General features: G+C 63.1%; 7 protein-coding genes and 3 pseudogenes. 4 read left to right on the forward strand and 6 right to left on the reverse strand.

What is annotated here, in order from left to right; translation table 11 throughout:
* The 3 genes and pseudogenes from I5W_RS28280 to I5W_RS28290 form a co-directional block, all read left to right on the forward strand.
* A pseudogene (locus I5W_RS28280) lies at positions 1 to 3,041 on the forward strand (efflux RND transporter permease subunit); the annotation flags it as partial.
* 33 nt (positions 3,042 to 3,074) lie between these two features.
* On the forward strand, positions 3,075 to 4,589 hold the full coding sequence (locus I5W_RS28285; protein ID WP_044531757.1) for an efflux transporter outer membrane subunit: 1,515 nt from the start codon (positions 3,075 to 3,077) through the stop codon (positions 4,587 to 4,589).
* 88 nt (positions 4,590 to 4,677) lie between these two features.
* Positions 4,678 to 5,181 carry a DUF1993 domain-containing protein gene (locus tag I5W_RS28290; RefSeq protein WP_044531758.1) on the forward strand — a complete coding sequence of 168 codons (504 nt, stop codon included), beginning with the start codon at positions 4,678 to 4,680 and terminating at the stop codon, positions 5,179 to 5,181.
* 76 nt (positions 5,182 to 5,257) lie between these two features.
* Here I5W_RS28290 and I5W_RS28295 read toward each other — a convergent pair whose 3' ends face one another.
* The 5 genes and pseudogenes from I5W_RS28295 to I5W_RS28315 all read right to left on the reverse strand — a co-directional run.
* Positions 5,258 to 5,692: a type II toxin-antitoxin system death-on-curing family toxin gene (locus I5W_RS28295; protein WP_252717263.1), complete on the reverse strand. Its 435-nt coding sequence runs from the start codon at positions 5,690 to 5,692 to the stop codon at positions 5,258 to 5,260.
* Positions 5,689 to 5,853, reverse strand: a complete 165-nt coding sequence (locus I5W_RS32305) for a hypothetical protein (protein WP_159106165.1) — start codon at positions 5,851 to 5,853, stop codon at positions 5,689 to 5,691. Before I5W_RS32305 ends, I5W_RS28295 begins: the two co-directional genes overlap by 4 nt.
* Positions 5,854 to 5,931: 78 nt before the next feature.
* A complete protein-coding gene (locus I5W_RS28305) occupies positions 5,932 to 7,416 on the reverse strand; it encodes a SulP family inorganic anion transporter (RefSeq protein WP_171426935.1) in 1,485 nt (494 codons plus the stop codon).
* Between the two features lie 161 nt (positions 7,417 to 7,577).
* A complete protein-coding gene (locus tag I5W_RS28310) occupies positions 7,578 to 9,152 on the reverse strand; it encodes a hypothetical protein (protein WP_237741858.1) in 1,575 nt (524 codons plus the stop codon).
* A gap of 108 nt (positions 9,153 to 9,260) precedes the next feature.
* Positions 9,261 to 10,505: pseudogene (locus tag I5W_RS28315) on the reverse strand (HD-GYP domain-containing protein); the annotation flags it as partial.
* A gap of 341 nt (positions 10,506 to 10,846) precedes the next feature.
* Here I5W_RS28315 and I5W_RS28320 point away from each other — a divergent pair.
* Positions 10,847 to 11,620 carry a 3',5'-cyclic-nucleotide phosphodiesterase gene (locus I5W_RS28320; protein WP_017451910.1) on the forward strand — a complete coding sequence of 258 codons (774 nt, stop codon included), beginning with the start codon at positions 10,847 to 10,849 and terminating at the stop codon, positions 11,618 to 11,620.
* A gap of 97 nt (positions 11,621 to 11,717) precedes the next feature.
* Here the strand turns inward: I5W_RS28320 and I5W_RS28325 are convergent.
* Positions 11,718 to 12,143, reverse strand: a pseudogene (locus I5W_RS28325) (FecR family protein); the annotation flags it as partial.

A 12,143-nucleotide genomic window follows, 5' to 3' on the forward strand; every position in this document is an offset into this window, starting at 1 on the left:
CCCCTGGAACAGCAGATCACTGGCGTGGAAAACATGCTCTACATGACAGTCGCAAGCCATTAGCGACGGCAACCTCTTCATCACCGTCAAATTCCGCCTGGGGGTGGACCCCGACAAGGACCAGGCAACTGGTGCAGAAGCGCGTCTCGCAGGCCCTGCCGCGTCTGCCGAAAGAGGTGCAGCGACTGGGTGTGACCACGATCAAGTCCTCGCCCACGCTGACCATGATGGTGCACCTGACCTCGCCTGATAACCGCTACGACACCACCTACGTGCTCAACTATGCGGTCCTCAACGTCAAGGATCGTCTGGCGCGTATCCAGGGTGTGGGTGAAGTGGGCCTGTTCGGTTCGGGCAACTACGCCATGCGGGTCTGGCTCGATCCCAACAAGGTCGCGCAGCGCGGCCTGACCGCCACCGACGTGGTGCGCGCCATCCGCGAGCAGAACGTGCAGGTGGCCGCCGGGGTGATCGGTGCTTCGCCCAGCTCGCCGGACACGCCGCTGCAACTGTCGGTGAATGCCCAAGGTCGCCTGAAGACCGAAGGCGAATTCCGCGACATCATCCTCAAAGCCTCGCCGGATGGCGCCACCACCCGTCTGGGCGACGTGGCCCGCGTGGAACTGGCCGCCTCCGAATACGGCCTGCGCTCGCTGCTGGACAACAAGTCAGCCGTAGCCATCCCCATCTTCCAGGCGCCGGGTGCCAATGCGCTGGATGTCTCGACCCAGGTGCGGGCGGCGATGAAGGAATTGTCGGCTGACTTCCCCAGCTCGGTCAGCTACAGCATCGTCTATGACCCGACCCAGTTCGTGCGCGCCTCCATCGAAGCGGTGGTGCATACCCTGCTGGAAGCCATTGCGCTGGTGGTGATCGTGGTGATCATCTTCCTGCAGACCTGGCGCGCTTCCATCATTCCGTTGCTGGCCGTGCCGGTGTCGATCATCGGTACCTTCTCGCTGATGCTGGGCTTTGGCTACACCATCAATGCGCTGTCGCTGTTCGGCATGGTGCTGGCCATCGGGATCGTGGTCGATGATGCCATCGTGGTGGTGGAAAACGTCGAGCGCAACATCGGTGCTGGCCTCTCGCCGCGTGAGGCCACCTATCGTGCCATGCAGGAAGTCTCCGGCCCCATCATCGCCATTGCCCTGACGCTGGTCGCAGTGTTCGTGCCGCTGGCCTTCATGACGGGCCTGACCGGCCAGTTCTACAAGCAGTTCGCGATGACCATTGCGATCTCTACCGTCATCTCGGCCTTCAACTCGCTCACGCTCTCGCCGGCCCTGGCAGCCCTGCTGCTCAAGGGCCATGGCGACAAGCCGGACTGGCTGACGCGTCAGATGGACCGCTTCCTGGGTGGCTTCTTCATCCGCTTCAACCGCTTCTTCAATCGCGCTTCCGACAATTACGGCGGCGGCGTGACGGGCGTCATCAAGCGCAAGGGCGCCACCATGGGCGTGTATGTGCTGCTGCTGGCGGCCACCCTGGGTGTGTCCTACATCGTCCCCGGTGGTTTCGTGCCGGGCCAGGACAAGCAATACCTGGTGGCCTTCGCCCAGCTGCCCAATGGCGCCTCAATCGACCGCAGTGAAGAAGTGATGCGCAAGATGAGCGACATCATGTTGAAGGAACCCGGTGTGGCCAGCGCCATCGCCTTCCCCGGCCTGTCGATCAACGGTTTCACCAACAGCTCTTCGGCCGGCATCGTCTTCGTGGGCTTGAAGCCCTTCGAGGAACGCAAGAGCAAGGAACTGTCGGGCAACGCCATTGCCGCTTCGCTGAACAAGAAATTCGGCAGCATCAAGGAAGCCTTCACCGCCGTCTTCCCACCGCCGCCGGTGATGGGCTTGGGCACGCTGGGTGGTTTCAAGATGCAGATCGAAGACCGCGACGCGCTGGGCTACGCCGAACTGGATAAGGCGGCACAAGCCTTCATGAAGGCCGCGGCCAAGGAACCGGCGCTGGGCCCGATGTTCTCCAGCTACCAGATCAACGTGCCGCAACTGGACGTGGAACTGGATCGTGTGAAGGCCAAGCAGCTCGGCATCCCGGTCACCGACGTGTTCAACACCATGCAGATCTACCTGGGTTCGCTGTATGTGAACGACTTCAACCGCTTCGGTCGCGTCTACCAGGTGCGGGCCCAGGCTGACGCGCCCTTCCGCGCCAAGGCCGAGGACATCGCGCAACTGAAGACCCGCAACGATGCCGGCGAGATGGTGCCGCTGTCCTCCGTGGTGAAGGTCAAGCAGACCTTCGGCCCGGAAATGGTGGTGCGCTACAACGGCTATACCGCTGCCGACATCAACGGCGGTCCGGCCCCCGGCTATTCCTCGGACCAGGCCCAGGCTGCCGCCGAACGCGTGGCTGCCGCGACCCTGCCGCGCGGCATCAAGTTCGAATGGACCGACCTGACCTATCAGAAGATCCTGGCAGGCAATGCCGGCGTGTGGGTGTTCCCGATCAGCGTGCTGCTGGTGTTCCTGGTGCTGGCCGCCTTGTATGAAAGCCTGACCCTGCCGCTGGCCGTGATCCTGATCGTGCCGATGAGCATCCTGGCCGCCCTGACGGGTGTGTGGCTGACCCGTGGCGACAACAACATCTTCACCCAGATCGGCCTGATGGTATTGGTGGGACTGTCGGCCAAGAACGCCATCCTGATCGTGGAGTTCGCCCGCGAACTGGAGATGCAGGGCCGCAGCGCCGTACAAGCTGCCATCGAAGCCAGCCGCCTGCGTCTGCGCCCGATCCTGATGACTTCCATCGCCTTCATCATGGGCGTGGTGCCGCTGGTGACCTCGACCGGCGCCGGTTCGGAAATGCGTCATGCGATGGGCATTGCGGTGTTCTTCGGCATGTTGGGCGTGACGCTGTTCGGGTTGTTCCTGACCCCGGTGTTCTACGTGCTGCTGCGTACCATCGACCGCCGTGCGCTGCACTCGGCCTCGCATCACGAAGCCCCGATGACGGCCGGTTCTCACATCCCGCACGTCCCGCAAGTGAGCCACGCCGCCCCCGGTGCACAGGATGATCGCTGATCCCCGGATCGGCCCATGAATGGAGCAAGAAAAATGACGACCCAATCTCTCACGATGACCCGCCTGCTGCGCCCGGCGCGCATCGGCTCGGCCCTGCTGGCGGCACTGCTGGCGCTGGCCGGCTGCTCGGTGGCACCGACCTACGAGCGTCCCTCGGTGGACACCCCGGCCGCCTTCAAGGAAGCCGCGCCCGCCACGCAGACCGGCGCCAACGGCAGCCAGTGGAAGACTGCCCAGCCAGCCGAAGACATCGCCCGTGGCCAATGGTGGAAGATCTTCGGCGACGACAAGTTGAATGCGCTGGAAGACACCGCCCAGCAAGCCAACCAGGATCTCAAGGCCGCCGCCGCCCGCCTGGGCCAGGCACGCGCCCTGACCCGCGATGCGCGCTCGGGCTACTTCCCGCAGGTGGATGCAGGGGTGGGTGCCACCCGCCAGCGGCCCTCGCCCGCCGCACAAGGCTTACCGGCCGATGCCAATACAAATCCATTCACTCTGTATCGCGCCCAGGTGAACGTTTCTTATGAGGTGGACCTGTTCGGCCGGGTCGCCTCCACGGTCGACGCTGCCACTGCCGACGCCCAGCGCAGCGAGGCACTGTTCCACTCGGTGCTGCTGGCCTTGCAGGCTGACGTAGCACAGCAGTATTTCCAGGTACGTGAACTGGATGCCGCCGCCGAGCTGTACCGTGGCACCGTGGACCTGCGCCAGGAATCGCTGCGCCTGGTACAGCGCCGTTTCGATGAAGGCGATATCAGCGAAGTGGATGTGGCCCGCGCCCGTGCCGAACTGGCCTCGGCGCAGTCGGAAGCGCTGGGCATCGCACGCCAGCGCGCCACCGCCGAACATGCGCTGGCGATCCTGCTGGGCCGCACCCCGGCCGAGTTTTCGCTGCCGCCGCAACCGCTGACCCGTCTGGCCGTCACGGTGCCTGCCGGCTTGCCCTCGGCGCTGCTGGAACGTCGGCCTGACATCGCCGCCGCCGAACGCGCCATGGCCGCCGCCAACGCCCGCGTGGGCGTGGCCAAGTCGGCCTTCTTCCCCAGCCTGAACCTGACCGGTGGACTGGGTTATGAATCGGCGCAATTGGGTGACCTGTTCAACTGGTCCAGCCGCACCTTCCTGCTGGGTCCGCTGGTGGGCACGGCCTTGTCGATGCCGATCTTCGACGGCGGTCGCCGCCAGGCCGGGGTGGATCGTGCACGGGCCAGCTATGAGGAACAGGTGGCCACCTATCGCGGCACGGTCTTGAACGCCTTCCGCGAGGTGGAAGACAACCTGGCCAACCTGCGCATCCTGGATGAGCAGAACCGCGCCCAGGATGAAGCGGTGGCCGCTTCGACGCGCGCGGCGCGCCTCTCGCACACGCAGTATCGCGAAGGCGCGGTGAGCTACTTCGACGTCATCGACGCCGACCGCACCGTGCTGCAACAGCAGCGCGCCTCGGTGACGTTGGATGGCGAGCGTGCACGTTCCACCGTGAACCTGATCCGCGCCCTGGGCGGCGGCTGGGGTGGACCGGACACGCAATTGTCCTCGGCCAAGTAAGATGTCAGAGCTCTGACTTCTCAGCGGCTGTCAGAGCTCTGACGACTAGTCCTCTCGTTCATTCACTCAACCAGAAACAGAAACCGTCATGTCCATTACTTTGTATCAGGTCAGCATCCCGATGCTGATCCACGGCCTCAATACCTTGTCCAGCCTGCTGGAGAAGGCCGAGCAACATGCCCAAGCACAGCAGATCGATCACCAGCAACTGCTATCGGCACGCCTGTATGAAGACATGTTGCCGCTGATCGGCCAGATCCAGCGCGCCAGCGATACCGCCAAGGCCAGCGCCAGCCGGCTCTCGGGCGTGGCCGCACCGGCTTTTGCGGATGAGGAAGCCAGCTTCGACGACTTGCAGGCGCGCATCAACAAGACCATCGTCTTCCTCGAAGCGATTCCGGCCGATGCCATCAATGGCCAGGAAGAACGGGCCGTGACCATGAAGCTGCGTGGTGAAGAATGCACCATGACTGCCCAGCAGTACCTGACCGACTTCGGTCTGCCCAACTTCCTGTTCCATGTGACCACGGCCTACGCCATCCTGCGTAACCAGGGCGTGAAGCTGGGGAAGATGGATTTCCTGAATTTGTAGGCGGAGGCGGGCTGGTCCTGCAGCAAGATTTCCCGTGGTACTTTTCCCGTCCTACACCAGCCTGGGCGGGATTTTTTTATTCTGCGTCATGCTCTGGATTGGGCAAATCGGCGCCAAGCGCGAACGCGGCAAAGATAGCCGCCAACTGGTCGAGCTCGATGCTGCCTTGCGCTACCTGCACCATGATCTCCTCCAACTCCGGATTACGCCGGACAGTAATGTCCTGAAGTTGGAGATAAGTGAGCGCCACCACCAATGCTGTTCGCTTGTTGGCATCATTAAAAAGATGACCACGCGCAATAGCGATTGCATACATGGCGGCAATACCGAAAATATCGTCCAGGCCATCATAGTAGGTACGATCCGCTACCCGATGCAGTGCTGATTCCAGAGCATCAATGCCTCCACCAGCCATACCCGGAAGGCCAGGCTCGGTGCTCAGTAGTTCGTCATGTACCGCAACAACAAACCCAGCATCGAAGGTAATCAAAAAGTCGTCGGAAGCGCTCACCGATTCGCCAACGCCTTGATGACGGGATAGTGCTCAATGATGACCTGGCGCGCCACCGTGGCCACCTTTTTCTTTTCTTCCGGGGTTGCTACCGTAACCGGTCGTTTAGGCGTCAACTTGACTCGGGTATAGCTCTTGGCAGCGATCGTTTTGTTGTTCATGAATACTCCAGACATGCTCAATGCATTTCATTCTATCTTAGCCGCCATCAGGTCAGAAGCAAGCTGCCCACTGCAGGTTCAGGCCACGTCCGGCAACCCGGCCCGCTGCAGCAACTGGCTGCAACGCTGCGACAGGGCCATCACGCGCAATACCTTGCCGGCGCGCACATAGCGCTCGGCCAGGGTCTGCACGGCGGCGATGGCGGAGTGGTCGGCCAGGCGCAGATAACGGCAATCCAGCGTGACCTGCTGCGGGTCATTCTGGGTATCGAACAATTCCAGGAAGCGGGTGGTGGAGGCAAAGAAGAGGGTGCCATGCGGCAGGTAGGTGCGGCTGCCGTCTGCCTCGTCGCGCTGCTCGGCGCGCACTTCGCGCGCGTGTTGCCAGGCGAAGTTGAGCGCGGCAATCACGATGCCGCACAGCACTGCCACGGCCAGGTCGGTGAAGACCGTGATGATGGTCACGGCGATGATGACCAGCGCATCGCTCCTGGGCACCTTGCCCAGCACCCGCAGCGAACCCCAGGCGAAGGTTTCCTGCGCCACCACGAACATGACCCCGGCCAGCGCCGCCAGCGGGATGCGCTCAATGGCCGGCGACAGGAACAGGATGAACAACAGGATCATCACGCCCGCCACCACACCGGAGAGACGCGAACGGCCGCCCGAGCCAAGGTTGATCATGGTCTGGCCGATCATGGCGCAGCCGCCCATGCCGCCGAACAGGCCCGAGACGATGTTGGCCGCGCCCAGGGCCAGACATTCGCGGTTGGGCTGGCCGCGGCTGGCGGTGATTTCATCGGTGAGATTGAAGGTCAGCAGCGTTTCCAGCAGGCCGACGATGGCCATCAATACCGCATAGGGACCGACGATGCGCAAGGTCTCCAGGTTCAGCGGCACGCTGGGCCAATGCAAGGGTGGCAAGCCGCCGGCAATCTGCGCCATGTCGCCCAGGGTACGGGTATGCAGGCCGCTGACGTAAGTGACCAGGCCGACCGTGAGGATGGCTGCCAGGGCTGGCGGGATAGCCTTGGTCACGCGCGGCAGCAGCCACACGATCAGCATGGTGGCCAGCGTCAACCCGATCATGATGAGCAGGGCCGAGCCCTGCAGCCAATGCAACCCGGAGTCGGTATGGAGGCGGAAATGTTCGAGCTGCGACAGGGCGATCACGATGGCCAGGCCATTGACGAATCCCAGCATCACCGGATGCGGCACCATACGCACCAGCTTGCCCAGCCTGAGTGCGCCGAAGGCCAGCATGATCAGCCCCGACAGCACTACCGTAGCCAGGAAATATTGCGCGCCATGCTGCACCACCAGCGCCACGATCACTACCGCCATCGAACCTGCCGCGCCGGAGATCATGCCGGGGCGGCCACCGAAGAGCGCGGTGATGGTGCAGATGAAGAAGGCGCCATACAAACCCATGAGCGGATTCAATTGCGCCACCAAGGCGAAGGCAATGCACTCGGGCACCAGGGCGAAGGAGGTGGTCAGTCCGGCCAGTACGTTCTGGCGCAGCTCGCGCGGGCGCGAAGGGGGAGTGGCGATGGTCGTCATGGGCAAGGAGTGAGCAGGCGCGCAGCCAGGGGCGCTGCGAAAAAAGAGAACGACAAGCGGTACATCAGATGAGACACGCCGGGATGTCACACGCAACAGGTGGTGCGGCTGGCATGAGGTGAGCCCGCATTTTACCGCAACGCAGCATCCCCGCCGAGGTGCTATGGGCGGGAATACAACACCCGCAGCGCCATGCGCTTATCCTCAGGGGGCAACTGGTTGACCGCCTGCAGGTAGGCGATGGAAGCATCGCAGGTGGCATCGGGGTCGGCCTGGCGGCGCAGCGGCGAGGACAGCAGTTTCAATTGCTCCTGGGTCAACGGCGCCAGGGCCTTGCGGATGACGCGGGTGCGCTCGGCCAGGCTGTAGCGGCCGGCATTGGCCGGATCGGCATCACGCAGCAGGCGCTGGGTCATCTGTTGCTCGCGATTGGCGAATTCCTGCGGCAGCACCGATTGCGGCGCTTCGCGACCGGCCGCGGCATCGGCACGCGAGCGCGGATAGATCAGCTCGGTGCAGGCCGCCGCGCTGATGCCGCGCAGGGCCAGCGCTTCATCAAGCAGCAATTGCTGGAATTCGGCCAGCGATTGGTCCGAGGCAATCGGCAGCAGGCGGCGGCTCAGCAGCCCGATCTGCTCGCGTCCCACTGCCAGGATCTCGGCATCCGAAGCGTGCGCCTGCACCTTGGCCCAGGCCAGGTCGATGGTGCGGGCAAAATCAGCCGGGTGGTAGCGCGCCATGATGTCGAACAGGGCGCCCTTCTTGAATTCGGCCTCCAGGATGTCGCGCGAGGTGGCGATGGTGGCGATCTGGGCAGTCTCACCGCCAGGCGCCAGGCGGGTCAACACCCCGGCTTGCAGCAACTGGCCCAGTTCCGGGTACCAGCTCTGGGCCGCGGGGGTATCGGCGATGCGTTCGATGAACTCATGCGGCAGGCCCAGCTTGCCGTAGGTGTCGAAGGTCAGCTTGCGGTCGAAGCTCTTGTTGATGCGGTCATCGCCGCCCACCGTATAGAGCGTATGAAAGCCGATGTGCGCGCGCGGGTCCATGGCGCGGTCGCGACCGGCCAGGAAGGCCAGCGTGCAGGAGGAAGAGCACTCCTGCTCCACGTAGGTGTTGAGGTGGCGACGGCGGATCACCTCGCCCACCAGCTTGCCCTCGCGCACCCAGCCGCCGGCTGAATACAGCACTACCGTGGTCACGCCCGGGTTCTGCTGCAAAATGGCATCCAGGCCAGCGGCTGCACCATCGTTCATCCCTCCTTGCAGCAGCACCGACTTGCCATCCACCCGCAGCTGATAGACCACGGGCGGACCGAGCTGCTTGCCCAGGGCGATGTCAAATTGTTCACGTAGCGAATGGGCGGCACGCCACGTGCTGGTGGCCATGCTGATGACGCCACACAGGATCAGGAACTTGACCACCACCTCGGCCCAGCGTCGACCACCGCGGCCCACGTGCTTGCTGGCCGAGCGCCAGCAGCCGCACACGCCCCAGGTCCAGGCCAGGTAGCTGAAACCGGCGATGCCCAGCACGCCGGCCATGCCATAGCGGGCCGGCATGTCATTGGTCAGGCGCGCCAGCACCGAGATGGCCAGCGCCGGCACCAGCGACGTCAGCAGCACGGTATGCAGCCAATAGGAGCGGCCCAGCGAATAATCACCGCGCCAATGGCGGCGCAGGAAACTGGCGGGTGGGCTGACGGGAGCGGAAGATCGGGTTACTGCCTGGGACACGTGATGCTTTTCCTCGATGCGCAATCGCAAGCCGCGAATGCGTCTTCAATGACTGGGAGACTTTATGCAGCCATCAGCATAACCCAGCTTGGCGCAACCGTTGCGTTTTCAGCCCCCGTGACCGGGAATACGCGACAGGTCGACTTCGTCGATCTGGCTGGGATGCATGAATTGGGCGGCATACTTTTCATAGATGCGTTCCCGCACGAACAGGTCGAACAGGTCAGGGTCGATGTGGTCACGCGCCTTGAAACCGGCCAGGATCTCCACCGCCTCATTGAGCGTATTGCCACGCTTGTAGGGGCGATCAGAGGCGGTCACCGCCTCGAAGATATCGGCCACGGCCATGATACGCGCCTGCACCGACATCTGCTCGCGCGTGAGTCCCTTGGGATAGCCCTTGCCATCCATGCGCTCGTGGTGACCACCGGCAAACTCGGTCACACGGGCCAGTTGCTTGGGCCAGGGCAAGGATTCCAGCATCTTGATGGTGATGACGATGTGGTTGTTGATGATGGCGCGTTCTTCATCGTTGAGGGTGCCGGCGCGAATGCGCAGGTTGCTCGCTTCTTCATCGTCGAGCAACTGGCGCAGTTGGCCATCCGGGCCGCGCCAGGTGCGCGCGGCGATGTCCAGCACACGCTGCTGGTCTTCCGGGCGCATTCCTTCGGTGCCGTAGTTGATCTTGCGCAGGAAGGCGCGGTCCTCATCCAGCTTGGCCAGCTCGGCCTGGAAGGCTGCATCCAGCTCGGCTGCGCGGGCCGGGGTCAAGGCCGCGCCCAGCGCCAGTTTTTGCTGCAACAGCGCGATCTCGGCATCGCGCTTGACGACTTCGAACCGGGTATCGACGAGGTGGATGCGGTCGAAAATGGTTTCCAGCTTGGTCGCCTTTTCCACGATGTGGCTGGGCGTGCCGATCTTGCCGCAATCGTGCAGCAGTCCGGCCAGCCATAATTCGCGGCGGTCGGCATCGGTCATGTGGAAGTCCGCCAGCGGGCCTTCGGTGGTGTTGTGCGCTGCCTCGGCCAGCATCATCGCCAGTTGCGGTACCTGCTCGCAGTGCCGACCGGTGTGCGGTGATTTGGCACCGATGCCGATGTTGATGAGCTTGATCAGGCTTTCGAACAGGTTTTCCAGGCGCCCGATCAACTGCTGGTTGGTCATCGCCATGGCCGCCTGCGACGCCAATGCTTCGATGAAGCGCTGGTCGGTCTCGGAGAAGGGCTGCGGCTCGCCAGTGTCGGGATCGATGGCATTGACGAGCTGCAACACGCCCACCAGTTCGCCCTCGTGATCCTGCATCGGCACGGTCAGGATGGATTTGGAGCGATAGCCATATTTCTTTCTGAGCAGAACGCATCTCACGCCTATTGATGAAATGAGTTCTAGATGCTTTTTCGGCATTATGGCGATTCTAGAATGAGTACGCATCCACTCTTGCTGCGAGCTTGAGGGGATTTGACCTTCAATTCTGCGCTTGTGCAGCATCGTGCCACATCGCGGCCGTCTACATCGGATTGAGGGATATCCTGATTGCGCTGATGAGCCGAATCCCGTACCATGAAGGATTGTTGCATAATTTGCCACACCTTCCGCAAAGCCAGACCCGTCAAGGGTTTCCGGCCTGCAACACGGTTCCATTGAAGTCAGCGACAGTCTGGCGTGAACCCACAACCATATGAACGGCAATAACGATGCGTGTTGAAATTCTGGGCTGCAGCGGGGGCATCGGTGGCAATGGTATGCGCACCACTTCCCTGCTCATCGATGACGATATCCTGATCGACGCCGGTACCGGCGTGGGCGACCTGTCGCTGGCGCAACTGACGGCCATTGATCACGTCTTCATCACGCACGCCCATCTGGATCACATCGCCTGTCTGCCGCTGATGATCGATAGCGTGGGCGACCTGCGCAGCACCCCGCTGACCATGTACGCCACCGCGCCGACACTGGAGATCATCCGCAAGCACATCTTCAACTGGCACATCTGGCCCGACTTCAGCGTCATCCCCAATGCCGAGCAACCTTTCCTGCGCTTTGCCACCATCGAGATCGGCCAAGCGGTGCAGCTCGGCCAGCGCAGCATCACGCCGCTGCCGGCCGAGCACACGGTGCCGGCCGTCGGCTACCAGGTGAGCAACCACGCCAGTGGCGCTGCGCTGGCCTTCAGCGGCGACACGTGCATTTGCCCACCGCTGTGGGAGGCGGTCAACCGCATCCCGCAGTTGCGCTACCTCATCATCGAAGCTGCCTTCGCCAACCGCGACCGCGAGCTGGCGCTGCTGTCCAAGCACCTGTGCCCCAGCCTGCTGCTGGAACAACTGCAATACCTGCAAGGCCGGCCCGAGGTGTTGGTGACCCACGCCAAACCCGGCCAGTTGCAAGAAATCACCGCCGAGATCGGCGCTGGCCACGGCCCGCATCATCCGCACATGCTGGCCACCGGTACCGTGCTGGAATTCTGAACCACGTACCATTCATCGACCTTCGGTAAAAAGGGCGCCGGCACTTGCGTGCGGCGCCCTTTTTTCATGCCTTGATGTTGGCGTGGACGGCGTGCGGCTACTGCGCCACGCACGCATCAAGCTTGGCCGCACCGATCTTCTGGACACCGCTGTTGCCATTGCTGCTGATGGCGGTGGGCATGGTCACCGTCACGCCCTGGGCCGGCGGCACGATCACCGGCGGCTGGCCGATCGAGGGCACAAAGCCGAACTGGCCCGCGCTGTAGAGCTGCGATCCGCTCGGGTTGGTGACCTGGATGGCACCGGTCACCACGTCCACGTGCAAACCATTGGCAGGCGGCTGGCCGCTGGGGGTGGGCACGCCGGCGCAATCGTTCTGACAGTACAGGGCGCCGAAGTGGGTACCGCGAATACCGATGGTGGCCGTAGGCGTATCGAAGCTGACGGCTTCGTGATTGCGCTTGCCGACCAGGCCCGTGACCGCAAGCAAGCCGCCCTTTGACAGGGCGATGGGCGACGAATC

It is taken from the genome of Herbaspirillum sp. B65 (assembly GCF_000333555.1).
In the GTDB taxonomy this organism is placed as follows: domain Bacteria; phylum Pseudomonadota; class Gammaproteobacteria; order Burkholderiales; family Burkholderiaceae_D; genus Herbaspirillum; species Herbaspirillum rubrisubalbicans.